The organism is Vibrio cincinnatiensis (assembly GCF_022113815.1).
GTDB lineage: Bacteria > Pseudomonadota > Gammaproteobacteria > Enterobacterales > Vibrionaceae > Vibrio > Vibrio cincinnatiensis_A.
This window is the reverse complement of record NZ_SGOM01000011.1, coordinates 47,239-73,854: the sequence shown is the minus strand read 5'-3', so window position 1 is coordinate 73,854 and position 26,616 is coordinate 47,239. Positions and strand designations below refer to the sequence as shown.

At 44.2% G+C, this 26,616-nt stretch carries 23 protein-coding genes; 21 read left to right on the top strand and 2 right to left on the bottom strand.

What is annotated here, in order from left to right; all coding sequences use genetic code 11:
- Positions 1-35: 35 nt before the first annotated feature.
- Both glnD and map read right to left on the bottom strand, forming a co-directional pair.
- The gene (gene glnD, locus EXA13_RS13640) at positions 36-2,657 is read right to left on the bottom strand and encodes a bifunctional uridylyltransferase/uridylyl-removing protein GlnD (protein WP_238133668.1); all 2,622 of its coding nucleotides are present in this window, start codon (positions 2,655-2,657) and stop codon (positions 36-38) included.
- 118 nt (positions 2,658-2,775) lie between these two features.
- Positions 2,776-3,618: a type I methionyl aminopeptidase gene (gene map, locus EXA13_RS13635; protein ID WP_238133667.1), complete on the bottom strand. Its 843-nt coding sequence runs from the start codon at positions 3,616-3,618 to the stop codon at positions 2,776-2,778.
- Between the two features lie 445 nt (positions 3,619-4,063).
- On the opposite strand from map, the gene rpsB reads away from it, so the two are divergent.
- The 21 genes from rpsB (at position 4,064) to EXA13_RS13530 (ending at position 26,613) form a co-directional block, all read left to right on the top strand.
- Positions 4,064-4,792, top strand: a complete 729-nt coding sequence (rpsB, locus tag EXA13_RS13630) for a 30S ribosomal protein S2 (protein WP_115174047.1) — start codon at positions 4,064-4,066, stop codon at positions 4,790-4,792.
- A gap of 130 nt (positions 4,793-4,922) precedes the next feature.
- Positions 4,923-5,765: a translation elongation factor Ts gene (tsf, locus tag EXA13_RS13625; protein WP_238133666.1), complete on the top strand. Its 843-nt coding sequence runs from the start codon at positions 4,923-4,925 to the stop codon at positions 5,763-5,765.
- Between the two features lie 143 nt (positions 5,766-5,908).
- Positions 5,909-6,640, top strand: a complete 732-nt coding sequence (pyrH, locus tag EXA13_RS13620; protein WP_238133665.1) for a UMP kinase — start codon at positions 5,909-5,911, stop codon at positions 6,638-6,640.
- A gap of 36 nt (positions 6,641-6,676) precedes the next feature.
- The gene (frr, locus tag EXA13_RS13615; RefSeq protein ID WP_238133664.1) at positions 6,677-7,234 is read left to right on the top strand and encodes a ribosome recycling factor; all 558 of its coding nucleotides are present in this window, start codon (positions 6,677-6,679) and stop codon (positions 7,232-7,234) included.
- Positions 7,235-7,326: 92 nt separating this feature from the next.
- Positions 7,327-8,079: a polyprenyl diphosphate synthase gene (gene uppS / locus EXA13_RS13610; protein WP_238133663.1), complete on the top strand. Its 753-nt coding sequence runs from the start codon at positions 7,327-7,329 to the stop codon at positions 8,077-8,079.
- A gap of 16 nt (positions 8,080-8,095) precedes the next feature.
- On the top strand, positions 8,096-8,938 hold the full coding sequence (locus EXA13_RS13605) for a phosphatidate cytidylyltransferase (RefSeq protein ID WP_238133662.1): 843 nt from the start codon (positions 8,096-8,098) through the stop codon (positions 8,936-8,938).
- Positions 8,939-8,986: 48 nt separating this feature from the next.
- Entirely contained in the window at positions 8,987-10,195 is a 1,209-nt protein-coding gene (gene ispC, locus EXA13_RS13600) for a 1-deoxy-D-xylulose-5-phosphate reductoisomerase (RefSeq protein WP_238133661.1), read from the top strand.
- The gene (gene rseP, locus EXA13_RS13595) at positions 10,192-11,550 is read left to right on the top strand and encodes a sigma E protease regulator RseP (protein ID WP_238133660.1); all 1,359 of its coding nucleotides are present in this window, start codon (positions 10,192-10,194) and stop codon (positions 11,548-11,550) included. Before ispC ends, rseP begins: the two co-directional genes overlap by 4 nt.
- 49 nt (positions 11,551-11,599) lie before the next feature.
- Positions 11,600-14,008, top strand: coding sequence for an outer membrane protein assembly factor BamA (gene bamA / locus EXA13_RS13590; RefSeq protein ID WP_238133659.1), 2,409 nt, complete (start codon positions 11,600-11,602; stop codon positions 14,006-14,008).
- A gap of 15 nt (positions 14,009-14,023) precedes the next feature.
- Complete coding sequence (locus EXA13_RS13585; RefSeq protein ID WP_238133701.1) at positions 14,024-14,533, top strand: OmpH family outer membrane protein; 510 nt, start codon at positions 14,024-14,026, stop codon at positions 14,531-14,533.
- Between the two features lie 17 nt (positions 14,534-14,550).
- Positions 14,551-15,585, top strand: a complete 1,035-nt coding sequence (gene lpxD, locus EXA13_RS13580; protein WP_238133658.1) for a UDP-3-O-(3-hydroxymyristoyl)glucosamine N-acyltransferase — start codon at positions 14,551-14,553, stop codon at positions 15,583-15,585.
- Between the two features lie 153 nt (positions 15,586-15,738).
- The gene (fabZ, locus tag EXA13_RS13575; RefSeq protein ID WP_238133700.1) at positions 15,739-16,170 is read left to right on the top strand and encodes a 3-hydroxyacyl-ACP dehydratase FabZ; all 432 of its coding nucleotides are present in this window, start codon (positions 15,739-15,741) and stop codon (positions 16,168-16,170) included.
- A gap of 1 nt (position 16,171) precedes the next feature.
- Positions 16,172-16,960 (top strand): acyl-ACP--UDP-N-acetylglucosamine O-acyltransferase, encoded by a 789-nt coding sequence (gene lpxA, locus EXA13_RS13570; RefSeq protein ID WP_238133657.1) that lies wholly within the window; start codon positions 16,172-16,174, stop codon positions 16,958-16,960.
- Positions 16,961-17,064: 104 nt separating this feature from the next.
- Positions 17,065-18,207 carry a lipid-A-disaccharide synthase gene (gene lpxB, locus EXA13_RS13565; RefSeq protein WP_238133656.1) on the top strand — a complete coding sequence of 381 codons (1,143 nt, stop codon included), beginning with the start codon at positions 17,065-17,067 and terminating at the stop codon, positions 18,205-18,207.
- A gap of 6 nt (positions 18,208-18,213) precedes the next feature.
- On the top strand, positions 18,214-18,834 hold the full coding sequence (rnhB, locus tag EXA13_RS13560; protein WP_238133655.1) for a ribonuclease HII: 621 nt from the start codon (positions 18,214-18,216) through the stop codon (positions 18,832-18,834).
- Between the two features lie 94 nt (positions 18,835-18,928).
- Positions 18,929-22,408 carry a DNA polymerase III subunit alpha gene (gene dnaE / locus EXA13_RS13555; protein ID WP_238133654.1) on the top strand — a complete coding sequence of 1,160 codons (3,480 nt, stop codon included), beginning with the start codon at positions 18,929-18,931 and terminating at the stop codon, positions 22,406-22,408.
- Between the two features lie 45 nt (positions 22,409-22,453).
- Entirely contained in the window at positions 22,454-23,413 is a 960-nt protein-coding gene (accA, locus tag EXA13_RS13550; RefSeq protein WP_238133653.1) for an acetyl-CoA carboxylase carboxyl transferase subunit alpha, read from the top strand.
- A gap of 101 nt (positions 23,414-23,514) precedes the next feature.
- On the top strand, positions 23,515-24,816 hold the full coding sequence (tilS, locus tag EXA13_RS13545; RefSeq protein ID WP_238133699.1) for a tRNA lysidine(34) synthetase TilS: 1,302 nt from the start codon (positions 23,515-23,517) through the stop codon (positions 24,814-24,816).
- Between the two features lie 65 nt (positions 24,817-24,881).
- Positions 24,882-25,196, top strand: a complete 315-nt coding sequence (locus tag EXA13_RS13540; RefSeq protein ID WP_238133652.1) for a c-type cytochrome — start codon at positions 24,882-24,884, stop codon at positions 25,194-25,196.
- Between the two features lie 154 nt (positions 25,197-25,350).
- Positions 25,351-25,689 (top strand): nitrogen regulatory protein P-II, encoded by a 339-nt coding sequence (glnB, locus tag EXA13_RS13535; RefSeq protein ID WP_238133651.1) that lies wholly within the window; start codon positions 25,351-25,353, stop codon positions 25,687-25,689.
- Between the two features lie 72 nt (positions 25,690-25,761).
- Positions 25,762-26,613, top strand: coding sequence for an endonuclease/exonuclease/phosphatase family protein (locus EXA13_RS13530; protein WP_238133650.1), 852 nt, complete (start codon positions 25,762-25,764; stop codon positions 26,611-26,613).
- Positions 26,614-26,616: the final 3 nt, after the last annotated feature.

Genomic DNA, 26,616 nt, shown 5'->3' with positions numbered 1-26,616 from the left:
GCTTTTCTCCCAGGAATAGATGCGCATTTCATTAGCTAAGGGGCCAGTTTGGTGACCTTTTCCATTAACTGCTCCCGCAGCACGATTTCTTCCTCTTCCGTTAATTTTCCACCATCATTGCTCGTGAGAATAAATAAGTCTTCTGCTCGTTCGCCGATCGTCGTGATCTTTGCAGCATGCAGATTGATATTCAGTTCAGAAAAAGTTGCCCCAACCGTAGCAAGTAGCCCTGGTGTATCTAATGCCACAAACTCCATTAAGGTACGTTTCTTACTTTTGGTGGGGAGAAAATCAACCTGAGTGCGTACTTTAAAGTGCTGTAAATTGCGTGGTATACGTCGAGTTTTGATTTTTGTCGGGCGACCGTCGTGCAACACATGTACTAAATGCTTTATCAATGGCTTATGACGTAATTCTTCAATCGCTTGCCCGTTGTGATCTAAGACCATAAAAGTATCGAGTACATAGCCATCTTTACTGGTCATGATCTGCGCGTCATGAACGTTAAGGTTACGCCTATCCAGTTCTGCCACCACGGTAGCAAATAATGCGGGTTGGTCTTTGGTGTAAACAAAGACCTCTGTCCCGCCTCGAGTGGCCTTCTTGCTGATCAAAACCAACGGCTGGCTTGGCTCATTATGTGTCAGTAGGTGACTGCCATGCCAAGCGATTTGCTTATGAGTATGACGTAAGAAATAATCGGCTTTGAAACGCTGCCAAAGTAGCTCAATGTCACGGCTTGCAAACCCTTCTTTACGCAGTAAAGCAGAAGCCATCTGTTGATTGTGGCGAATTCGTTCTCGGATATCGACTGGATACTCCAATCCACGCCGGAGTGCTCGTTGGGTAGAATAGAACAGTTCTGCAAGTAAGGTTCGCTTCCAACTGTTCCAAAGTTCGGGGTTAGTCGCGCAAATATCAGCAACCGTTAAGCACACCAGATATTCGAGATGTTCTTCATCGCGGACTTTTTTGGCAAATTCAATGATCACATCAGGATCGTAAATATCGCGCCTTTGGGCTGTGACTGACATTAAGAGATGGTTTTGTACCAACCAAGCGACCAGCTTTCCTTCTGGTTTGGACAATCCATGCTCAATACAGAAGTCGTAAGCCTCTGTCGCACCGATTTCTGAGTGATCACCGCCGCGCCCTTTTCCTATATCATGGAATATAGCGGCGATAATCAGTAACTCTTTTTTCTGTATTTTAGGGTAAATTTCACAGCAAATAGGGTGATGTTGGTGATTTTTAGGGTCATTAAACAAGTTGATGTGTTTAAGTAGTCGAATGCTGTGTTCATCAACGGTATAAGCGTGAAACAGATCAAATTGCATCTGCCCGACAATTTGGCTCCATTGAGGAAGATAAGCCGCCAAAACACCTAATTTATGCATCTGGCCGAATGCTTTGAGTAAGGCATTGGGATGGCGAGTTAATGCCATAAATTTTTCTCGGGCCGCTGGAATTGTGTGTAAAAACTTATTTAAACGACGGCGGGCAGTGCGTAGTTGACGCATCGTTGAGGGGGCAACCCCCTGAATCGTGGAATCACTCGCCATATGTAAGAACATATCTAAGATGGTTTCAGGTCGAGCTTGAAACAGAGCGGGCTTACGAGCTTCAATCAATGCACCACGACGTTGAAAATCATCATCAATGATTTCCGGCTTACTCTCTTCACCATGATTTAAGATCGCTTGATCAAACAACTTAAGGAGCATTTTGTTCAGTTCAGCGACACGGCGTAGGGTTCGATAGAACTCTTTCATCATCATTTCTACGGGGCGGTTACCTTCACCAGTAAAACCGAGATGTTCAGCGACTTGCGCTTGATGGGCGAAGGTGAGTCGGTTGTCGTAGCGTTTAAGTTCAAGGTGTAAGGCAAAACGGATGCGCCATAAAAAGTCTTGGCATTCAACTAACTCTCGATATTCAGCATCGGTAAGAAAGCCAAAGCGGCTCATTTCATACAGAGATTTTGCACCAAAGTGGCGGCGAGCTACCCAGCTCAAGGTATGAATATCTCTTAACCCGCCAGGAGTTGATTTTATATCTGGTTCAAGATTATAGGTCGTGTCATGGTAGCGAGCATGGCGTTTACGCTGCTCTTGAATTTTGGCTTGGTAGAATGTTTCGCTTGGCCAAAAAGAGTCAGAATCGACGATAGACTTTAGCTGTAAAAAGACGGCTTCACTTCCGCACAGTAATCGGGCTTCTTGTAAGTTGGTTGCAACGGTTAAATCTTCTCGGCCAATTTCAGCGCATTCTGATAATGTGCGGACTGCATGGCCAACTTCTAGGCGTAAATCCCATAATAGGGTAATAAATTCGCTGATCTTACGGCCTAGTTCATCGGCCAGTTTATGTTCTGATACCACCAAAATATCAATGTCAGAGAGAGGGTGAAGTTCACCTCGACCATATCCTCCGACAGCTGCAAGAGCGATTTCAGGATGATGCTGAAAGCCTAAGTATTGCCATAGTCGGTGCAATAACAAATCCATGTATTCTGCTCGTCCAAGTACGAGATCGGTCACTGGATGACGTGCTAAAAATTCTTGGCGTTGATAAAGAGAGAAACCATCGAGTTGTTGTTTTAGTTCATCGACATTCAGTTGAGCATCGGTAAAGCGGAGAGGGGATAAATAAGGCATAGCATGCGGTCCGTGCAAGAGAGTGAACTCAGGTCTGTTACTGAATCTAACAGAGATCAATCCCCGAGCTCAAGCTCTCCTTTATATCGTATCGATAGGACCGACAAGCTTTTTGCTATTAGGCGTTGTGGAAAATACGTGGGATGCTTTCTTCTTCACGTAAGGTTAAAATTTCACAACCATCGGCAGTGACCAATAAGGTGTGCTCCCATTGCGCTGAATTTTTGTTATCGGCGGTATAAACTGTCCAATTGTCTTCATCATCAAGACGGCAACCAAATTTACCCGCGTTGATCATGGGTTCAATGGTGAAAATCATCCCTTCACGCAATACCGTACGATCGTTATTGCGGTAGTGCACCACTTGAGGTTCTTCATGGAATTCAGCCCCTATGCCGTGCCCACAGTAATCACGCACAATAGAGAATTTCAAGCGCGGATTATTTTTATTGTTGGTTTTGATGTGTTTTTCAATCGCGGTACCAATTTCACCTAGCTGTACACCTGGTTTAACTTTTTTCAGTGATAGATAGAGGCACTCTTGTGCGACGAAACACAGACGTTTATCGGCAGGAGAAACATCACCGACAAGAAACATTTTGGAGGTATCGCCATGGTAGCCGTCTTTAATAACGGTGATATCAATATTCATAATATCGCCATCTTTTAGCACGGCGGGGCGCAGGATTTGACCAAAATGACTGTCTTGTGTGGCTGGGATACCGTGACATACGATGTGGTTAATCGAGGTGCAAATTGACTTTGGAAAGCCATGATAATTAAGAGGGGCTGGAATTGCACCTTGCACTTCAGTGATATATTGGTGGCAAATTTTATCCAGTTCTTCGGTGGTGACCCCTGGCTTGACATGAGGTTCAATCATTTCCAGAACTTGCGCAGCAAGTCGACCTGCGACTCGCATTTTTTCAATTTCTTCAGCATTTTTAATTTTTACAGACATCGGCTTTCTCTACTAATTTTTATGCACACCCGTGCTAATCGTAATATTGTAACAGTGCGAAAAGGAAGCGCAAGAACAGGGTGGAAGAAGAATGAGAATGACAGCGAATAAGTCCATATTATGGGTTGTTGGCGGGCTAACTGTTGAGTGGTAACGTTATGCCGCTTAGGTGAAAGTGAAGTTCAACTCGTGGTAATGATAGATTTCTCGCTGTGTATCCGCCGACGTTACGGTAATTTTTACTAGCCATATTAGGGCCAAATATGATATAAAGCGCGCCGGAATCTCGGTCTGTTTTCTTCATTTTGGCGAAGCGGATCGGCTCCACACACATTTAATTTTAAATCACACACATTCCGACACGTGTTCCGGGGTGCTTCCAGTTTTCACTGAGAAGTCGGAGACATGGGGGATGTGGAGGCCTAACCCCATAGAGGATTATATAATGGCAACTGTATCAATGCGCGATATGCTAAAAGCTGGTGTTCACTTCGGTCACCAAACTCGTTACTGGAACCCAAAAATGAAGCCATTCATCTTTGGTGCTCGTAACAAAGTTCATATCATCAACCTAGAAAAAACCGTACCAATGTTCAATGAAGCGCTTGCTGAAATGACAAAAATCGGTGAGAAAAAAGGGAAAGTTCTTTTCGTAGGTACTAAGCGCGCTGCCTCTGAAGCTGTTAAAGAAGCTGCAATTGCAAGTAACCAATACTACGTAAACAACCGCTGGTTAGGCGGTATGCTAACTAACTGGAAAACAGTTCGTCAGTCAATCAAGCGTCTAAAAGATCTTGAAGTTCAGTCAACAGACGGTACTTTTGACAAACTGACTAAGAAAGAAGCTCTAATGCGTACTCGTGAAATGGAGAAATTAGAGAAATCTCTTGGTGGTATCAAAGATATGGGTGGTCTACCAGACGCTCTATTCGTTATCGACGCTGATCACGAGCACATCGCAGTTAAAGAAGCAAACAACCTAGGTATTCCAGTATTTGCGGTTGTTGATACTAACTCTAACCCAGATGGTGTTGATTACGTTATCCCAGGTAACGATGATGCAATCCGTGCTGTTCAACTATACTTGAACGCGGCTGCTGAATCAGTTAACGAAGGTCGCAACAAAGATGTCGCGGCAGTTGCTGAAAAAGACGGCTTTGTAGAAGCGGAATAATTTGCGGCTCTGAGTCACACTTAGCCTTATGTGTCATATGAATGCATAGGCTAAGTTATCGTTAGCATTGGGGGCCGCATAGATAGGCCCCTAATTTTTACCATATCCTGAATCAACTGAGGAATAGAGAATGGCTGTTACTGCTGCTCTAGTTAAAGAACTGCGTGAACGTACTGGCGCAGGTATGATGGAATGTAAGAAAGCGCTTGTTGAAACCAATGGCGATATCGAACTTGCTATTGAAAACATGCGTAAAAGCGGCGCTGCTAAAGCGGCGAAAAAAGCAGGCAACATTGCTGCTGAAGGCACAATCATCATCAAAGAAGGTGAAGGTGTTGCTGCTCTGGTTGAAATCAACTGCCAAACTGACTTCGTTGCAAAAGATGGTAACTTCCTAGCGTTTGCTAATGAAGTTGCAGAAGCGGCTCTAGCGTCTAAATCTGACGTAGAAGCGCTGCAAGCTCAGTTTGAAGAAACTCGTATTGCTCTTGTGGCTAAAATTGGTGAAAACATCAATATCCGTCGCGTACAGTACATCGAAGGTCAAGATTTGGCTTCATACAGCCATGGTGCTCGTATCGGTGTTGTTGTTGCTGGTGCTGCTGATGCAGAAACGCTAAAACACATCGCAATGCACGTAGCGGCTTCTCGCCCAGAATACGTTAATCCTGAAGATGTGCCTGCTGATGTTGTTGCGAAAGAACGTGAAGTTCAAGTTGAAATCGCAATGAACGAAGGCAAGCCAAAAGAAATCGCAGAGAAAATGGTTGAAGGCCGTATGAAGAAATTCACCGGTGAAGTTTCTCTGACTGGTCAACCTTTTGTAATGGAACCAAAGAAAACTGTTGGTGAAATTCTAAAAGAAAAAGGTGCTTCTGTTTCTTCTTTCGTTCGCCTAGAAGTGGGTGAAGGTATCGAAAAACAAGAAGGCCTAAGCTTTGCTGAAGAAGTAGCAATGGCTCAAAAAGGTTAATCGCTGTTCGATTACGCTATCAAGACCGTAGCCAAGGCTGCGGTCTTTTTACGAATACGGTGAGATTAATTGTGATGAATATATTTACACGGCAAGTCTATTCATGACTGTTAATTAACAACACTCTTTGGAAGGTAAAGTCCATGACAACGAACCCTAAACCCGCGTATCAACGTATATTGTTAAAACTGAGCGGCGAAGCATTACAAGGCGATGAAGGTTTTGGTATCGACCCAGCTGTACTTGATCGTATGGCACAGGAAGTGAAAGAACTAGTGGAATTGGGGGTTCAAGTTGGTGTCGTGATCGGTGGCGGCAACTTATTCCGAGGTGCAGGCCTTGCTTCTGCTGGCATGAACCGTGTTGTGGGTGACCATATGGGGATGTTGGCAACAGTGATGAATGGCTTGGCGATGCGCGATGCCCTACACCGTGCGTATGTGAACGCCCGTGTCATGTCAGCGATTCCGCTAAAAGGCGTTTGTGACGATTATAATTGGGCTGATGCGATCAGCCAACTGCGCCAAGGTCGTGTCGTTATTTTTTCTGCAGGAACGGGTAACCCATTCTTCACGACGGATTCCGCGGCTTGCTTACGAGGAATTGAAATTGAAGCGGATGTTGTGTTGAAAGCGACAAAAGTAGACGGAGTCTACAGTGCTGACCCTGTGGCTAACCCAGATGCTCAACTGTATGATAAACTCGATTACAGCGATGTACTGGACAAAGAACTCAAAGTGATGGATCTTGCGGCCTTTACCTTGGCACGTGATCACAAGATGCCAATCCGTGTCTTTAATATGAATAAACCTGGGGCGTTACGCCGTGTGGTGATGGGTGAAGCGGAAGGCACGTTAATCAGTGCCGCAGTATAATCACTCTCAAGATGAAATAAGAATTAAGGTGATATTGTGATTAATGAGATCAAAAAAGACGCTCAAGGGCGTATGGAAAAAAGTGTAGAAGCACTAAAGAACAACCTTTCTAAGATTCGTACTGGTCGTGCTCACCCAAGCTTACTTTCTGGTCTATCTGTCGAATACTATGGTGCAGCCACACCGTTGAATCAAATTGCCAACGTTGTAGCAGAAGATGCTCGTACATTAGCGATTACGGTCTTTGATAAAGAGTTGACACCAAAAGTCGAGAAAGCGATTTTAATGTCTGATCTTGGTCTTAACCCTATGTCTGCTGGTACTGTAATTCGTGTTCCACTGCCGCCATTGACAGAAGAACGCCGCCGAGATCTTGTTAAGATCGTACGTGGAGAAGCGGAAGGCGGGCGTGTTGCTGTTCGTAATATTCGCCGTGACGCTAACAACGATCTTAAAGCTCTTCTGAAAGACAAAGAAATTTCAGAAGATGAAGAGCGTAAAGCACAAGATGAAATTCAAAAGCTAACAGATGTCGCAGTCAAGAAAATTGATGATGTATTAGCGGCAAAAGAAAAAGAGCTTATGGAAGTTTAATTTCACAAAAACTATGTAAAAGAACGCTGTGCTCACAGCTCAGCGTTTTTTTATGCTACCCTTCATCATCTTTTTGTCATCATTACGTTTCTATGCAAAATTCGCCACTCTCTTCAGATGTACTTCCCAAGCATATTGCAATCATTATGGACGGCAATGGTCGTTGGGCAAAAGCACAGGGTAAACCTAGGGTTTTTGGCCATAAAAATGGGGTTTCGGCGGTACGCAAAACGATCTCAACGGCAGCTAAGTTAGGCATAAAAGCCATCACTTTATTCGCTTTTAGCAGTGAAAATTGGCGTCGTCCTGAAGAGGAAGTCGGCGTGTTGATGGAGCTTTTTATCAGTGTTCTGTCTACAGAAGTTAAAAAGTTACACAAGAATAATCTACGCCTTCGCATTATTGGGGATAAAAGTCGTTTTAGTGAGCGGTTACAAAGTAAAATAGCTCAAGCTGAAGCCTTAACCCAAAATAATACAGGGATGGTGATTAATATTGCGGCCAATTATGGTGGCAAATGGGACATTACTCAGGCGGTACGTGATATTGCCGCTCAAGTGAGCCGTGGTGAGCTTTTGTTGGAAGAGATTGATGAAGCCGTCGTTGCGAATCATTTGACCATGGCTGACCTTCCTGAGGTGGACTTACTCATTCGCACCAGTGGTGAGTGTCGAATCAGTAATTTTATGCTTTGGCAGTTAGCCTACGCAGAAATGTACTTTACCCCGGTTTTTTGGCCTGAGTTTGGTGAAGAGAGTTTAATTGAAGCGGTGACTTGGTTTGTGAATCGGGAGCGACGGTTTGGTTGTACTGGTGAGCAAATTAAGGCATTGATGACATCATAAAATAGGACGTCTAAGTTTGAAGCAAAGAATTATTACAGCGCTCTTACTTGCCCCCTTGGTTATTGCTGGGATCTTTTTTCTACCTCTAACCGGATTTATTTTGGCCTTAGCCGTGGTCACTTTTCTGGGCTTTTGGGAATGGACTCAGTTCGTTTCCTCTTCTTCTCGTTATTTAGCATTATTACCGAGCCTCATTGTTGGGGGGGCTAGCTATTTCTTTATTGCACCTCAACTGACGTTATCGAGTGAACTATCATCAATACAGATCGGGGTGGTAATCATAGGGGCGGCTTGGTGGATTTTTTCCAGTGGCCTTGCTATCACCTATCCAAAATCTCGTTGTTGTTGGGAATCATCAAATAGCATTCGTCATCTGTTTGGTTTGCTGACCTTATTGCCTTTTTTCTGGAGCGTGATTTTTTTACGAGCAGAAGACTTTTCCGTCGATAGCTTTCATGGTGCAAAACTCGTCTTATTTGTTTGCCTGATTGTTTGGGCTGCTGATAGTGGAGCATACTTTGCGGGTAAAAGTTTTGGTAAACATAAAATGGCACCAGCTGTTAGTCCCAATAAAACCATTGAAGGTTTAATTGGAGGGATTGTGGCCGCTATGGTGGTGGGGTGGTTCTTTGCTGACGCTTTTTTAATCCAGTTTTCCTCCCCTTTTGTTATGGTACTGACCATCTTGTTGACCGTGGTGATTTCTGTTTTAGGTGACTTAGTGGAAAGTATGTTCAAGCGAGTCTCTGGTATCAAAGATAGCAGTAATATCATTCCCGGACATGGTGGTATTTTAGACCGTATTGATAGCTTAACGGCTGCTTTTCCTGTGTTCACACTTCTCTATTTCTTGTTCTAATGTCGAGTAATCTAGCATTATTCGACTTAAACCATGGCGTTTTTGGATATGCGTAAATTAACGATTCTGGGAGCAACGGGGTCTATCGGAGCCAGTACACTTAAAGTTGTCGCCGAGAATCCTGAGCAGTTCACCATCGTCGCTTTAGCGGCTGGACAAAATGTGACCAAGATGCGTGAGCTTTGCCAAATCTGGCAGCCTAAGTATGCCGTGATGGCGGATGCCAAAGCTGCTCGACGGTTGATGGAACAGTTAACCGCTTTACACCTGAACACCGAAGTGTTGTATGGGGAAGAGGCGATGTGCTATGTCGCGGCCCATGAAGAGGTCGATACCGTGATGGCTGCTATTGTTGGAGCTGCGGGGCTTATTCCAACAATGGCGGCCATTAAAGCCGGCAAACGAGTTTTACTGGCGAATAAAGAAGCCCTTGTCATGTCTGGTCAGCTATTTATTGATGCCGTAGACACGTATGGTGCGACACTGTTGCCTGTCGATAGTGAACATAATGCAATTTTCCAATGTTTACCTGCAGAGGCTCAATTTCGTTTAGGACGTTGTGATCTCCCTGCCAGTGGTATTTCCCATATTCTTCTTACCGGTTCTGGCGGCCCTTTTCGTTACAGTGATGTTGCTTCACTGAGCGGTGTGACTCCAGAGCAGGCAATTGCACATCCGAATTGGTCTATGGGGCCAAAAATTTCCGTTGATTCGGCAACGATGATGAACAAAGGCTTAGAGTATATTGAAGCCAAATGGCTCTTTAATGCTTCTCGTGAACAGTTAAATGTCCTTATTCATCCTCAATCTGTAATTCATTCTATGGTTCAGTATCAAGATGGGTCAGTCATTGCACAATTAGGTGAGCCAGATATGGCGACGCCGATAGCACAGTCTTTGGCTTACCCTCAGCGAATTCCAGCAGGGGTTCCCCCATTGGATTTTACTCGACTAAGTGAGCTGACCTTTATGGATGTCGATTATCAACGTTATCCGTGTTTGCAACTGGCTATCGATGCTTGTTACTTAGGGCAGCATGCAACGACATCATTGAATGCTGCCAATGAAGTGGCGGTTGATGCCTTTTTGCGAGGTCAAATTCGTTTTACCGATATCGCAACCATCAATGATAAGGTATTGTCTAAAGTTTGTGGAACTCACAGTCCGTTACATTCCTATAACTTGGAAAGCCTACTTGAGCTAGATACAATAGCGCGCAGTTTTGCTAACCAAACCTTAAAAGAGCACATGTTATGAGTGGTATTTTGTGGAACTTTATCGCCTTTGTTGTTGCCCTAGGTATTTTAGTGGCGGTACATGAGTATGGTCACTTTTGGGTAGCGAGAAGGTGTGGCGTTAAGGTTGAAAAGTTTTCGATCGGCTTTGGACGAGCGATCTGGAAACGAATGGGGAAAGATGGAACCGAATACAGTCTTTCGATTATCCCCTTAGGCGGTTATGTCAAAATGCTCGACAGCCGCGTTGCTGAAGTACCTATTGAACAGCAGCAATTTGCCTTTGATAAAAAATCTTTATGGCAGCGTTCTGCGATTGTGAGTGCGGGGCCTGCCTTTAATTTTCTTTTTGCTTTGGTTGCCTATTGGTTGGTGTTTTTTATTGGGGTGCCAGCCGTTAAACCCGTGATTGGTGAAGTTACCCCTTATTCGATTGCCGCACAAGCTGGCGTTGAACCAGGTATGGAAATTAAAGCGGTTTCTGGTATGAAAACCGTTGATTGGGAATCGGTCAATATGGGACTTATCCGCCATATTGGTAACGAGCGTTTAACATTGACGGTTTCTTCGCCAGATGGAATTGGAATCGATGAAATCAAGACTTTTGACTTACGGTCATGGAACTTTGACCCTGAAACAGAGTCTGCTATGGGAGCGTTAGGATTTAAACCTTTTGTGCCCGCCGTTTCGACTGAGTTAGCCAGTGTTTCATCGAGCAGTGCTGGGGAACGTGCTGGTTTGCAAGTCGGTGATGTAATAATGGGGGTAAATGGCCAACCAATTTCCAACTGGCAGCAAGCGGTCGCGGAAATTCAAGCCAACCCAGAGCAAACATTACGACTAGACGTTGAGCGTAATCATGAAGTGATTGTTGTATCACTGACGCCCGATAGCCGAGCATTAAAAAATGGTGATGTGATAGGTTTTGCTGGCATTGCTCCTCAAGTGGCTTCGTGGCCTGAAGGGTATCGTTTTGAGTTGCAATTTGGTCCTTTTGAGTCAATTGGCAAGGCCATTGACAAAACAGGACAAGTTATTGAGTTAACGCTGAGTATGCTGAAGAAGTTGCTGGTTGGTGATGTCGGCTTAAATAACCTTAGTGGTCCAATTTCAATCGCTAAAGGGGCCGGAACCACCGCGGATTATGGATTGGTCTACTTCTTAGGTTTCTTAGCGTTGATCAGTATTAACCTTGGCATTATTAACTTGGTACCACTTCCTATGCTTGATGGTGGCCATCTGCTTTTCTTTGCCATCGAAGCTGTGATTCGACGTCCTGTGCCAGAAAAAGTCCAAGAAATGGGCTATCGATTAGGGGGAATCATCATTTTCTCCTTGATGGCTTTGGCAATATTTAACGATTTTACTCGCCTGTGATAGATAAGCATTAGGCAATGGTTTGTAGTAAGGAATAACTAAAACATATATGGCGATAAAAAAAATCCTGTTAGCGACACTGCTCGCAACGAGTGTATCAGTCAATGGTGCCGAAAAATTTGTTGTTCAGGACATTCAGATTCAGGGCTTACAACGTGTCGCTCTTGGGGCGGCATTGTTAAAAATGCCAGTACGTATTGGTGATACGGTCGATTCTCAAGATGTTGCCCAAATCATTCAAGCTTTGTACGCTTCTGGAAATTTTGAAGATGTTAAAGTTTTACGTGACGGCTCCGTTTTAGTGGTACAAGTGCAGGAGCGCCCAACCATTGCTAGTGTTTCTTTTTCTGGTAACAAAGCTATTAAGCAAGAGCAACTTCAGCAAAACTTAGATGCTTCGGGGATTCGAGTTGGGGAAGCCTTAGACCGAACCACCTTAAGTAATATTGAAAAAGGGCTAGAAGACTTTTATTACAGTGTTGGTAAATACAATGCGAATGTAAAAGCCGTCGTAACCCCTTTACCCCGTAACCGTGCTGATTTGAAATTTGTTTTTACCGAAGGCGTTTCGGCTAAAATTCAACAGATAAACTTTATTGGTAATGAAGTCTTTAGCAATGAAGAATTATTATCACGGTTTGACCTTAATGTTGACCTCTCTTGGTGGAACTTCCTTTCTGATGACAAATATCAAAAGCAAGTCCTTGCTGCAGATATTGAGGGGTTGCGTACTTTTTATCTGGATCGGGGATATCTCAAATTTAAAGTCGATTCGACTCAAGTATCTATTTCGCCAGATAAAAAAGGGGTCTATATCACTCTGAACCTTGATGAGGGCTTACCTTACACCGTTAAAGATGTTCAATTTCGTGGTGAGCTGATTGGAAAAGAAGAAGAGTTCCGTTCGTTGATTCCCTTCGAATTGGGAGAAACTTACCAAGGCTCTGCGGTGACACAATTGGAAGAGAGTGTTAAGCGCGTTTTGGGTGAGGCGGGTTATGCTTACCCACAGGTACAAACGATTCCTGAATTTGATGATGAGACTCAAGAAGTTTCATTAGTCGTACATGTTGAAGCGGGCAAACGAATGTATGTTCGAGACATCCGCTTTGTCGGAAATAATACGACTCGTGATGAAGTGCTACGACGAGAAATGCGTCAAATGGAAGGTAGTTGGCTTAACTCCAAAGCGATTGATACAGGTAAAGCTCGTTTGAACCGCTTAGGTTTCTTTGAAACGGTCGACGTACAAACTGTGCGTGTTCCCGGTTCAGAGGATCAAGTTGACCTTGTCTACAGTGTTAAAGAAGCGAACTCAGGTAGTATTAACTTCGGGGTCGGTTATGGTACTGAATCTGGTGTAAGTTTTACGGTCGGGTTAACACAAGACAACTTTATGGGGACAGGAAATCGGGTCAGCGTCAGCGCGACAACCAATGATTACCAACAAAATGTCACCCTAGAGTATCGAGATCCTTATTGGAATATTGATGGTGTCAGTTTAGGTGGGCGTGTATTTTATAACAAATTTGAAGCCTCAGAGGCGGGGATTGTTGATTATACCAACCAAAGCTATGGAACCAGTTTAACGTGGGGGTTTCCTTTTGATGAGCTGAACCGCTTTGAATTTGGTGTCGGTTACACGCATAACAAAATTGGTAACCTTACCCCTTACCTACAAGTGGAACAATTTCTCTGTAACCTCGGGGATTGTAATCCTAATAATTTGATTACCGATGATTTTGATATCAACGTGGCTTGGACGCGTAATAACCTGAATAAAGGATATTTCCCAACTGCGGGTAATCACCAACGTGCTTTTGCTAAAATGACGGTTCCAGGCTCTGATGCACAATATTTTAAGTTGCAATACGATGTTCGCCAATATATTCCATTGACGAAAAAACATGAATTTACTCTGCTGCTTCGTGGGCGTTTAGGGTATGGTAATGGTTATGGTCAAACCGATGGCAAAGATAACCTTTACCCATTTTATGAGAACTTCTATGCAGGGGGCTTTACTACCTTGCGAGGCTTTGGTTCTAACTCTGCCGGTCCTAAAGCCGTATACCGTGATTACTCTGGCTCAAATAATGGCAAAGACAGTGCCACCGATGATTCGGTGGGCGGCAACGCTATCGCACTAGCGAGTATGGAGCTGATCGTTCCAACGCCTTTTGCTTCTGATGAAGCGCGTAGCCAAGTTCGCACCAGCCTCTTTATTGATATGGCCAGTGTGTGGGATACTGAGTTTGATTATCGTTCTGGTGGTGCCAGCTATGGTGACCGTTATTACTATGATTATTCAGATCCAAGTAAATATCGCTCTTCGTATGGAGTAGCCTTACAGTGGATGTCTCCAATGGGACCACTGGTCTTCTCCCTTGCTAAACCCATTAAAAAATACGATGGTGATGATGAAGAATTCTTCACTTTTACTATCGGACGAACCTTCTAACTTGAGGAAAATATGTTGAAAAATACTATCAAAGCAGCCAGCGTTAGCCTTATTGTTCTTAGCTCAGCGTTTTTTGCTCAGGCTGCGGATGCGGCGCAAAAAATCGGTTTTATTAACACAGCGCAAGTGTTCCAAGCTTTACCTCAGCGTGAAGTGGTTCTTCAGCAAATGCAGGATGAATTCAAAGATAAAGCGGCGGAACTGCAAAGTCTACAAGCTCAAGCTAAAACCAAAATTGAAAAATTAAGACGTGATGCTGAGTTAATGAGCCAAGATGATGTAGAAAAACTGCGGATTGAAATTGGTCAACTCGATAGCAAATACAAAATCAAAGCGCAGGCATTAGAACAAGCTTCTGCTCGTCGTGAAGGCGAAGAGAAACAAAAACTGTTTAAAATTATTCAAGATGCAGTACAAAAAGTGGCTGAAAAAGAAGGCTACGACATCGTTGTGGATGTCAGTGCTATGCAATATGGTAAAGCCGAATACAATATTTCAGAAAAAGTAATTCAAGCAATCAAATAACAATAATTTTTAAGACTATGAAAACACTGACTTTAGCCGATTTGGCAACCATTACTGGGGGCACTTTACATGGTGATGCCCATGCAACAGTGAGCGCTGTTACCCCTATGGATCGAGCACAAGAAGGGGATGTCACCTTTCTTTCGAATTCTAAATACAGCAAACATCTCGCTCAGTGCCAAGCAACCGTTATTATGGTGAAAGAGTCTGAACGTGAATTATGTCCATCCAATGTACTTGTCGTTGCTGACCCTTATGTGGCTTTTGCTAAGGTTGCTCAAGCATTGGATAGTACACCGTTACCAGCAACCGAAGGCATTGCTGCGAGTGCTGTTGTGGCGGATGATGTGACGCTCGGCCAACATGTTTCTATTGGTGCGAATGCGGTGATTGAGTCTGGTGTTGTGCTGGGTGATCACGTGGTCATTGGTGCAGGCTGTTTTGTGGGTAAGAATGCTCAATTAGGCGAACAGACTAAACTGTGGGCGAATGTAACGATTTACCATGGTGTTCAAATTGGTAGTCATTGTTTAATTCAGTCAGGTACCGTGATTGGTGCGGATGGATTCGGTTATGCGAATGAACGTGGTGAATGGATAAAAATTCCACAACTTGGTTCTGTTCGTATCGGCAATCGAGTGGAAATTGGAGCCTGTACCACGATTGACCGTGGTGCGCTTGATGATACCGTGATTGAAGATAATGTGATCATCGATAACCAGCTACAAATCGCGCATAATGTACACATCGGATATGGTACCGCGATGGCGGGTGGTACAGTCGTTGCTGGCAGTACTCAGATTGGTAAGTACTGCATTATTGGCGGCGCTTCTGTCCTTAATGGCCACATCCAGATCGCTGATGGTGTGACCATTACTGGAATGGGAATGGTGATGCGCAGTATTGAAGAGAAAGGAATGTATTCTTCCGGCATTCCACTGCAAACGAATAAAGAGTGGCGTAAAACAGCGACTCGCGTTCATCGAATTGATGATATGAATAAGCGTTTAAAAGCTGTGGAAAAACAACTTGAGCAAAAAGCAGACAGTTAATTTTTTGTTGTTTTGCTAAAAAGGCTCGCAATGCGCGAGTCTTTTTCGTCTATAATGCGCCAAGACTAATTTGCTCCGCCTACACAGGTTTGGAGCTTAACCATTTAATCTATTTTAAATAGGAATATGACTTTGACTACTGAAAAGAAAATGATGGATATCACTGAAATTCAGGAGCTTCTTCCGCACCGTTACCCTTTTTTATTGATCGATCGAGTCACAGATTATGAAGAAGGAAAGTATCTTGTAGGGCTCAAGAATGTGTCAGTGAATGAACCTCAGTTTACTGGTCATTTCCCTAAGTTCCCCGTTTTCCCTGGCGTACTGATTTTAGAAGCTATGGCTCAAGCAACCGGGCTTTTAGCCTTTAAAACGTTCGGTGCGCCTAAAGAAAACGAACTGTATTATTTTGCCAGTATCGATAATGCTAAATTCCGTAAACCTGTCGGCCCTGGTGATCAACTAGTAATTGAAGTTGAATTTCTAAAAGAACGTCGTGGAATAGCCCTATTCAATGGTGTGGCGAAAGTGGATGGTGGCATTGTTTGTTCCGCAGAATTGAAATGTGCACGCAGAGAGTTTTAATATGATTCATCCAACGGCACAAATCCACCCAACCTCGGTGGTGGAAGATGGCGCGATTATTGGCGCTAAGGTAAAAATTGGCCCATTTTGCTATGTTGACAGTAAGGTGGAAATTGGCGAAGGAACGGAGCTGCTGTCTCATGTTGTGGTTAAAGGCCCAACTAAAATTGGTCAAGATAACCGTATCTTTCAGTTCGCTTCGATCGGTGAAGCATGTCAGGACTTGAAATATGCAGGTGAAGACACGCAATTAGTGATTGGTGATCGTAATACCATTCGTGAAAGTGTCACCATGCACCGTGGAACCATACAAGATCAGGGTATTACTACTGTGGGTAGTGATAACTTGTTTATGATCAATGCGCACGTTGCCCATGACTGTGTAGTGGGAGATCGCTGTATTTTTGCTAACAACGCCACACTCGCAGGACATGTTAAGGTGGGCAATCAAGCCATCATCGGGGGCATGTCGGCAATTCATCAGTTTTGCCAAGTCGGGGATCATTGCATGTTGGGGGGGGGGTCTATCGTTGTGCAAGACGTACCTCCTTATGTCATGGCACAAGGTAACCACTGCGCACCATTTGGCATTAATGTTGAAGGGTTGAAACGCCGAGGTTTTGAAAAAGCGGAGATCCATGCGATTCGCCGAGCGTATAAAGCGCTGTATCGTAGTGGGTTGACTTTGGAAGAAGCCAAGGTGGAAATTGGCAAAGAAATCGATGATTTCCCTGCGGTGAAGCTGTTTCTTCATTTCTTGGAAAACTCCACTCGTGGGATCATTCGCTAGTTTGTACTGACGAGTTTTTGCTAATCAGTTAGCTGAAAAGGTCGCCTCTATTCGGCGATCTTTTGTATTTTAAGGCACAGCAAATCTTGCAAGAGGAGTGAGGTGTGAAACAACAGCCATTACGTATCGGTATTGTCGCAGGTGAGCTCTCTGGGGATACCTTGGGGGAAGGCTTCATTAAAGCTATTAAAGCTCGTTATCCTGAGGCTGAGTTTGTTGGTATCGGTGGCCCCAAAATGATCGCACAGGGCTGTCAATCACTGTTTGACATGGAAGAATTAGCGGTGATGGGGCTAGTGGAAGTATTAGGTCGGTTACCTCGGCTATTGAAAGTTAAAGCTGAGTTGGTCCGTTTTTTTATCGACAATCCTCCCGACGTTTTCGTGGGTATTGATGCACCAGATTTTAATTTACGCCTTGAATTGGATTTAAAAAAATCAGGGATAAAAACAGTCCATTACGTGAGCCCTTCTGTGTGGGCTTGGCGGCAAAAGCGTATTTTTAATATTGAGGCTGCAACCCATTTAGTGTTGGCATTTCTTCCTTTTGAAAAAGCGTTTTACGATAAATTTAATGTGCCGTGTGAGTTTATCGGCCATACATTGGCAGATAGCCTCCCTATGCAGCCGGATAAGCAGGCCGCGCAACAATTATTAGGATTAAGCCAAGATAAACGCTGGTTGGCTGTGTTACCGGGCAGCCGTGGCGGTGAAATGAAGTTATTAGCAGAACCCTTCATTAGAACGTGCCAGCGTTTACAACAAGATGATCCTGAGCTTGGATTTGTTGTTGCTCTCGTTAATTCACATCGCCGTGAACAGTTTGAAGCTGTGTGGCAGAAAGTCGCTCCTGAACTGAACTTTGTTTTAGTGGATGATACGGCTCGAAATGTCATTACTGCCGCTGATGTTGTCCTACTTGCTTCTGGAACCGTTGCATTAGAATGCATGCTGCTCAAGCGCCCGATGGTCGTGGGTTATAAAGTTAATGCCATTACGGCATTTCTAGCCAGACGCTTATTAAAAACACCTTATGTCTCATTGCCAAATATTTTAGCCGGAGAAGAACTGGTTAAAGAGTTATTACAAGAAGAGTGTACGGTTGATAACTTATACCAAGCCGTTCATCGATTATTAACTAGTGACAATCAAGCGTTAATTGATAAGTTTACCGAGATGCATCACTGGATTCGAAAAGGAGCGGATGAACAGGCTGCTCAGGCGGTGCTTTCACTGATAGGTAAATAAAAAATTATGACAGAGAAAAAAGATAAGGTGCTGGAGTCTTTTGAGATACCAGCCGGATATTCCTTGATTGCCGGAGTGGATGAAGTTGGACGTGGGCCTTTGGTTGGGGATGTCGTGACCGCGGCAGTTATCCTTGACCCGAATCAACCTATCGCGGGCTTAACGGACTCTAAAAAACTCTCAGAGAAAAAGCGTTTAGCTCTGTTCCCAGAAATCCAGCAAAAAGCGCTGGCTTGGTCTATCGGACGGTGTTCGGCACAAGAAATTGATCAACTGAACATTTTCCAAGCCACCATGCTTGCCATGCAAAGAGCGGTAGCGGGGTTAGCTATTCAGCCTGATTTGGTTTTGATTGATGGTAATAAAACCCCCACATTACCTATGAATGCTCAAGCTGTGGTCAAAGGCGATTTGCGTGTTGCACAAATCAGTGCGGCATCAATTCTTGCTAAAGTGGTGCGTGACCAAGAAATGGAAATGCTCGATAAAATTTATCCCCAATTTGGTTTTGCACAACACAAAGGCTATCCCACCAAAGCACATTTTGCTGCCATTGAACAATATGGGGTGATAGATCAACATCGCCGCAGCTTTGCACCCGTGAAACGGGCATTAGGCTTACAGTAACCCTAATGCCGTCTATGATGGTTTAACGTCGATCCGCTTTAACGTAGAATAGCGCCATTGCACGACCTAACCCTAGCATCTAGGATTCAATTGAATGTCTGACCCAAAGTTTATCCACTTACGTATTCATAGTGATTTTTCCATGATGGATGGTTTATCCAAGGTTCCACCTTTGGTTAAACAAGTGGCAGCAATGGGAATGCCAGCCATGGCACTGACTGATTTCACTAACCTCTGTGGTTTAGTCAAATATTACGGTACAGCGCACAGTTGTGGCGTAAAGCCGATAGTCGGAGCGGACTTTACCTTACGCTCCGACGAGTTTGGTGATGAGCTAACCAAACTCACTATTCTTGCTAAAGATAATCTTGGCTATAAAAATTTAACCCTGCTTATATCAGAAGCTTATCTTCGGGGGCATATTCAGCATCAGCCCGTTATTGATAAAGCGTGGTTAGTGAAATATGGTCAAGGGCTTATCATCCTTTCAGGCGGGAAAAACGGAGAAATAGGCCGAGCTTTATTGAAAGGTAACCAAGCTTTAGTGGATAAATGCGTTGAATTTTATCAGACGCATTTTGCCGATAACTTTTATTTAGAGCTGATCCGAACGGGGCGTTCTGATGAAGAAAGTTATCTTCATTTCGCTTTAGAATTAGCCGAACAAACTCAGTTGCCCGTTGTGGCCACCAATGAAGTGGTTTTTTTAAAGCCAGAACAATTTGATGCCCATGAAATTCGTGTTGCGATACATGATGGCTATACCCTTGAAGATCCTCGACGGCCTAAAAACTACAGCCCACAGCAATACTTGCGAACAGAGCAAGAGATGTGTGAGCTATTTAGTGATATTCCTGAAGCCCTAGACAATACCGTAGAAATTGCCAAGCGCTGCAATGTTACTGTGCGTTTGGGGGAATATTTTCTGCCGAATTTCCCAACCGATGGCTTACCTATTGAAGAGTTTTTGGTTAAAAAGTCCAAAGAAGGGTTAGAAGATCGTCTTGAATTTCTCTTTCCCGATCCTATGGAACGAGCGAAACGACGGCCTGAATACGATGAACGGCTGGATATTGAACTTCAGGTTATCAACCAGATGGGGTTTCCTGGCTATTTCTTGATCGTCATGGAGTTTATTCAGTGGTCGAAGGATAACGATATTCCAGTTGGTCCGGGGCGAGGATCGGGTGCTGGCTCGTTAGTGGCTTATGCATTAAAAATCACTGATCTTGATCCATTAGAATATGATCTGCTTTTTGAACGTTTCTTAAACCCCGAACGTGTTTCGATGCCCGACTTTGACGTTGACTTCTGTATGGATAAACGAGATCGAGTCATTGACCATGTGGCAGATATGTATGGCCGTGATGCGGTTTCTCAGATCATTACATTCGGTACGATGGCGGCAAAAGCGGTGATTCGGGATGTTGGTCGAGTACTGGGCCATCCTTTTGGTTTTGTTGATCGTATCTCTAAGCTGGTGCCACCGGATCCGGGAATGACACTGGAAAAAGCCTTTAAAGCTGAGCCCGCACTGCAAGAGCTCTATGATGCGGATGAAGAGGTTAAAGAGCTGATTGATATGTGCCGCATTTTAGAGGGATGTACCCGAAATGCAGGTAAACATGCGGGTGGGGTCGTCATTTCTCCTACCTCCATTACTGATTTTGCTCCGCTCTACTGTGATGCTGAAGGGCTACATCCGGTTACTCAATTTGATAAAAATGACGTGGAGTATGCTGGGCTCGTCAAGTTTGATTTTTTGGGGCTACGAACCTTAACCATTATTGATTGGGCTTTAGGGTTGATTAATCCTCGTCGTGAGAAAAAAGGTGAGCCACCCGTTCGAATAGAAGCAATTCCGCTGGCGGATCCTGCTTCTTTTCGTATCTTACAAAACTCCGAAACCACGGCTGTGTTCCAGCTTGAATCTCGTGGGATGAAAGATCTGATTAAACGTCTGCAACCTGACTGTTTTGAAGATATCATCGCATTGGTGGCGCTTTTCCGCCCAGGACCTCTACAGTCGGGGATGGTGGATAACTTTATTGACCGTAAACATGGTCGAGAAGCCATTTCCTACCCAGATGAGAAGTGGCAACACGAGTCATTAAAAGAGATATTAGAGCCAACTTACGGCATCATTCTCTATCAAGAACAAGTGATGCAGATTGCTCAGGTGTTGGCAGGTTATACTCTGGGTGGTGCAGATATGCTTCGCCGAGCCATGGGTAAGAAAAAGCCAGAAGAAATGGCCAAGCAACGCGCCGTATTTAAAGAAGGTGCGGAAAAAAATGGCGTTGATGGCGAACTGGCAATGAAAATCTTTGACTTGGTAGAGAAATTTGCCGGGTATGGATTTAACAAATCGCACTCAGCGGCTTATGCTTTAGTTTCCTATCAGACCTTATGGCTAAAAACGCACTATCCGGCTGAATTCATGGCTGCGGTCATGACTGCAGATATGGATAATACCGAAAAAGTGGTGGGTCTGGTGGATGAATGCCATCGAATGGGGTTAAAAGTGCTTCCTCCAGATATTAACTCAGGGCTATACCGTTTTAATGTGGATGATTCTGGGGCGATAGTTTATGGCATCGGTGCCATAAAAGGTGTGGGTGAAGGTCCGATTGAAGCCATTTTAGAATCACGGAATCAAGACGGATATTTTAAAGACTTATTTGATTTTTGTGCGCGAATTGATTTAAAAAAGGTCAATAAGCGAGTCATTGAAAAGTTGATTTTAGCGGGCGCTTTGGATCATTTAGGGCCGCACCGCGCCGCCTTAATGGCTTCAGTGGATGATGCAGTGAAAGCCGCTAGCCAGCATCATCAAGCAGAAGCCTTTGGCCAAGCCGATATGTTTGGTGTATTAACGGATGCACCGGAAGAAGTCGAAAGGAAATATATCCAAGTGCCGCCTTGGCCAGAGAAAGTCTGGCTGGAGGGAGAAAGGGAAACCCTTGGTCTATACTTAACCGGTCACCCTATTAATCAATGCCTTAAAGAACTGAATAAGTACACAAGCTGCCGATTAAATGATGCGACGCCAACGCGACGCGATCAATCGTTGACAGTTGCAGGCCTTGTGATTGCAGCGCGGGTGATGACGACCAAACGCGGTAGTCGGATAGGGCTTATGACTTTAGATGACCGTTCTGGACGAATGGAGGTCATGCTCTACTCTGATGCATTAGATCGGTATGCAGAATTGCTAGAAAAAGATAAAATTCTGGTGGTTTCTGGACAGGTCAGCTTTGATGACTTCAATGGTGGCCTTAAAATGTCGGCGCGCGAAGTCATGGACTTGGGGAGCGCGCGTGAAAAATATGCCCGTGGCTTATCGATTGTGATTGAACAATCTCAAATCGATGAGCGATTTTTTGAGCGCTTTAGTCAAATCTTAGAGCCTCACCGAGCAGGTACGGTGCCGGTCAAGGTATACTACCAGCGGCCAGATGCTAGGGTGTGTTTGACGTTAGGTACAGAGTGGCGAGTAACGCCCAGCGATGCATTACTAGATGAATTACAACAGTTGCTTGGCAAAGACCAAGTAGAACTCGAATTTAACTAAAATTCAGCTGCGCAATTGACGAGCTGAGTAAAAAAGGATCGGTAGATGAGCCTAAATTTTCTAGATTTTGAAAAACCTATTGTAGAACTTGAAGCAAAAATTCAGGCACTACGTGATGTCTCTCGTCACGGTGGCAGTTCGTCCGTAGATCTTGAAAAAGAGATTGAACAGCTAGAAAAGAAAAGCTTGGAGCTGAAAAAGAAAATTTTTAGTGATCTTGGTGCATGGCAAGTGGCGCAGATGGCCCGTCACCCACAGCGTCCTTATACTCTGGATTACATTAATAATATGTTTACCGAGTTTGATGAACTAGCCGGAGATCGCGCCTATGCGGATGATAAAGCAATAGTCGGTGGTATTGCCCGCTTAGATGATCGCCCTGTTATGGTTATTGGTCATCAAAAAGGTCGTGAAACGAGAGAAAAAGTGAGACGCAATTTCGGTATGCCTAAACCTGAAGGCTACCGTAAAGCATTGCGTTTAATGCAAATGGCTGAACGTTTTAATATGCCTATCATCACTTTTATTGATACGGCAGGGGCTTATCCTGGTGTGGGTGCTGAAGAGCGTGGACAATCAGAAGCCATCGCCAAAAACCTAAAAGTGATGTCGGGCTTAACCGTTCCCGTGATCTGTAATGTGGTTGGTGAAGGTGGTTCTGGTGGTGCGCTAGCGATTGGGGTGGGGGATTACGTCAATATGCTGCAATATTCAACTTATGCGGTTATCTCTCCTGAAGGGTGTGCCTCTATCTTATGGCGTGATGCGGATAAAGCTCCACAAGCGGCTGAAGCGATGGGGCTAGTGGCTCCTCGTCTAAAAGAGCTTTCTTTGATTGATGAAGTCATTGAAGAACCACTGGGTGGGGCTCATCGTGATCACGTCCAAATGGCAAAAAATCTTAAAGCAATGTTATTACGTCAGCTTTCTGAATTAGAAGCCTTAGATCAAGAATCGTTGTTGGAGCGCCGCTATCAGCGTTTGATGAATTATGGTTATTGCTAACTGAGCACATGATAAAAAGGGGCTGGAGATAATCCAGCCCCTTTTGGTTTTTAGGCCCAAGCGGTACACTGGCCTTTATTTATCAAATCAGCTCAAAAATTATCATGGATTTGTACAATCACTTCTGCCAGCAGTTGCGTGAAAAAGCGGTTCAGTCTCCGGTTTTAGCCTTAAGTGGAGGGGTGGACTCTCGTGTATTATTGCATTTACTTGCCCAATATCATCAGCATTACTCAGTACCCGTCCGAGCGGTACATGTTCATCATGGTTTGAGTGTGAATGCCAATCACTGGGTAGAACAGTGTCAATACTGGTGTGATGAATATCAAATCCCTTTGTCGGTTGAATATGTCTCTCTTGACACACAATGTGGCGAGAGCATTGAACAATTAGCCCGAGACGCGCGTTATACGGTGCTTTCTAAACATATTCAAACACAAGAGACCTTACTGCTGGGGCATCATGCCGACGATCAATTAGAAACCTTTCTACTTGCGTTAAGGCGAGGAAGTGGTCCCAAAGGGTTATCCGCGATGGCGGCTTGGGGGGCTTTTGGTCACGGGCACTTGTTGCGTCCACTTTTACATGTACCACGGTCAGTGATTGAATCTTTTGCTAGCCAGCAGCAGCTACAATGGGTGAATGATGAAAGTAATCAGGATGTGCGTTATGAACGTAATTTTTTGCGCCATCGAGTGACCCCCATTCTTTGCGAACGTTGGCCGACGATTCACCAAGCCGTGCAACGTAGTGCCGAGCTGTGTGCAGAGCAAGAAGCGGTCATTCATGAGTTACTTGCAAACTTGCTTGCATCTGCAATAAGCGAACAAGGGGGATTATCCATTTCCCAGCTACAACCGTGCAGTGAAGTGGTCAGGCGGCAATTAATTCGTCAATGGTTAGCTCAGCAAGGGGTTGTGATGCCTAGTCGGCTCCATACAGAGATGATTTGGCAGCAAGTGGCACTGGCTGAATTATCTGCAAATCCAAAACTTCAATTGAAAGAGTATCAAATACGCCGATTTGATGGAGAGCTTTTCTGTGTCATGTCAATGGGCGATCTTATTGACTGGCAGCAATCGATTCAACTTAATATGCCGCTTATTTTACCGGATCAACTTGGTATATTAACCCTATCAGACTCTCAGCATGGTCATATTGCGTTACCAAAAGAGCGGGATATGCTTTGGGTCTCCTTTAATCCTGAAGGATTATCAGCTTGTCCGGTTGGACGTGCCGGATCTCGAAAATTAAAAAAGCTATTTCAAGAATATCGGATTCCGAGTTGGCAGCGTCGTCGATTACCTATTTTAATGTATAAAGAAAGAGTCGTTGCGATAGCCAGTCTATTTGTGGATCGTGATTTTTCTGGTCAAGATTGTGAACTCATCTGGGATAAATAAGCTTTTCTCATACGACGATGGTTATGATAGATTGGTGTCGTGAATGTAATGGGTAAGGTTGAAGGATGAATAAGATACTAATGGGGTTATGGGTAATTAGCAGTTTATTTACCGGACACGTATTTGCGGCTGGTGACGCAGCGGCAGGAAAGGCGAAGTCTGCCATTTGTGCAACCTGTCATGGTGCCGATGGAATGGCCGTTATTCCTGGCTATCCCAATCTGAAAGGACAAAATGAACAATATTTCATCAGCTCCGTCAATGCATACAAAAACAAGCAGCGCACTGGTGGATTGGCGGTTGTCATGCAAGCACAATCAATGATGCTGAGTGATCAAGATATCGCCGATCTTGCCGCTTACTATTCCAGCTTAAAATAGTGGTTGAACAGCCATTTGGCCCGAGTATCACTTGGGCTTTTTATTGATTGTTTATCACGGCTGACCGATAATACGGGCAATCATCTGCTCGGTTCAGAAAACTTTGATTCGACCAGCAACGAAACCAGTAACAAAAAACGTTTAAGGGATGAACATGAAAAAGATCGAGGCCATTATTAAACCATTTAAACTCGATGATGTCCGTGAAGCGCTGGCTGAAGTGGGAATTACCGGTATGACGGTTTCTGAAGTCAAAGGATTTGGTCGGCAAAAGGGTCATACGGAACTGTACCGTGGCGCGGAATATATGGTGGATTTCTTACCAAAAGTGAAACTGGAAATTGTCGTGACCGAAGAGGTGGCTGACCAATGTGTGGATACGATTATTGAAACCGCACAAACGGGAAAAATTGGCGACGGAAAAATCTTTATTAGTGAGATTGAACGGGTTGTTCGAATTCGAACTGGTGAGGAAGATGAAGACGCGATCTAATGATTGATTTAAGAAGATAAGGCGGCCAGCTAGTCCCTTATCTTCTCGTTGCTATTGTCGCTGGCTTCTCTGATGAAAAAACACTACTTACTCTTATTTCCTCTCCTTGTCATTATCGCTGTTATCTCAGCGTTTCATGTAATTTTTAGTGTACCGACTCAGCCTCAACTATTAACCGTCGGACAAGATATCCATGGACGAGACTTGGTCTGTTACCAAGATCCACATACTTCTGCGCTTGATAAGAATGGCCAATTGAATGTTCTGGTCTGGAATATTTACAAACAAAATCGGCATAATTGGGCTAGCGAGTTAACGCGTTATAGTCAGCAAGCGCAATTGCTGTTATTGCAAGAAGCGAACATGACTGAGGCTCTGAGAGCATGGATTGCAAAGCAAGTGTGGGATGGGGCTTATGTGGATGCTTTTCGTCTCTTTGGGGAGTCTTCCGGTGTGCTGAATTTAGCACATGTAATGCCTAGCCTTGCTTGTGCATATACTCAGTTGGAGCCGCTACTTAGATTACCTAAATCTGGGATTTATGCTCGTTACCCATTAAGTAATGGGCAACAGCTAGCCGTTATCAATCTACATGCCGTTAATTTTACTTATGGGGCAAAGGCATATCGAGAACAACTTGAAGCCTTACTCAATGCTTTACGGCAACATCACGGGCCTATTATTGTCGCGGGAGATTTTAATAGTTGGAGTCAACAACGATTGGCTGTACTAAAATCGGCGTTGTTGGCAATATCATTGCAAGAGGTGGTTTTCTCAGAAGATCATAGAGTGACATTTATTAATGGATTACCACTTGATCATGTTTTTTATAAAGGGCTGGAGTTAGAAACAGCAAAAGCGCCCGAGTCGAGCGCTTCTGATCATAATCCGTTGTTGGTAACGTTTCGCTTACAGGCTCAATAAAGG

Bases quoted from the DNA above. Each gene is read 5' to 3' on its own strand.
- tsf (WP_238133666.1), top strand. From the start codon at position 4,923: ATGGCTGTTACTGCTGCTCTAGTTAAAGAACTGCGTGAACGTACTGGC.
- rpsB (WP_115174047.1), top strand. From the start codon at position 4,064: ATGGCAACTGTATCAATGCGCGATATGCTAAAAGCTGGTGTTCACTTC.
- lpxD (WP_238133658.1), top strand. From the start codon at position 14,551: ATGAAAACACTGACTTTAGCCGATTTGGCAACCATTACTGGGGGCACT.
- glnD (WP_238133668.1), bottom strand. From the start codon at position 2,657: ATGCCTTATTTATCCCCTCTCCGCTTTACCGATGCTCAACTGAATGTC.
- pyrH (WP_238133665.1), top strand. From the start codon at position 5,909: ATGACAACGAACCCTAAACCCGCGTATCAACGTATATTGTTAAAACTG.
- EXA13_RS13530 (WP_238133650.1), top strand. From the start codon at position 25,762: ATGAAAAAACACTACTTACTCTTATTTCCTCTCCTTGTCATTATCGCT.
- dnaE (WP_238133654.1), top strand. From the start codon at position 18,929: ATGTCTGACCCAAAGTTTATCCACTTACGTATTCATAGTGATTTTTCC.
- rnhB (WP_238133655.1), top strand. From the start codon at position 18,214: ATGACAGAGAAAAAAGATAAGGTGCTGGAGTCTTTTGAGATACCAGCC.
- bamA (WP_238133659.1), top strand. From the start codon at position 11,600: ATGGCGATAAAAAAAATCCTGTTAGCGACACTGCTCGCAACGAGTGTA.
- uppS (WP_238133663.1), top strand. From the start codon at position 7,327: ATGCAAAATTCGCCACTCTCTTCAGATGTACTTCCCAAGCATATTGCA.
- accA (WP_238133653.1), top strand. From the start codon at position 22,454: ATGAGCCTAAATTTTCTAGATTTTGAAAAACCTATTGTAGAACTTGAA.
- rseP (WP_238133660.1), top strand. From the start codon at position 10,192: ATGAGTGGTATTTTGTGGAACTTTATCGCCTTTGTTGTTGCCCTAGGT.
- ispC (WP_238133661.1), top strand. From the start codon at position 8,987: ATGCGTAAATTAACGATTCTGGGAGCAACGGGGTCTATCGGAGCCAGT.
- map (WP_238133667.1), bottom strand. From the start codon at position 3,618: ATGTCTGTAAAAATTAAAAATGCTGAAGAAATTGAAAAAATGCGAGTC.
- lpxA (WP_238133657.1), top strand. From the start codon at position 16,172: ATGATTCATCCAACGGCACAAATCCACCCAACCTCGGTGGTGGAAGAT.
- fabZ (WP_238133700.1), top strand. From the start codon at position 15,739: ATGGATATCACTGAAATTCAGGAGCTTCTTCCGCACCGTTACCCTTTT.
- glnB (WP_238133651.1), top strand. From the start codon at position 25,351: ATGAAAAAGATCGAGGCCATTATTAAACCATTTAAACTCGATGATGTC.
- EXA13_RS13540 (WP_238133652.1), top strand. From the start codon at position 24,882: ATGAATAAGATACTAATGGGGTTATGGGTAATTAGCAGTTTATTTACC.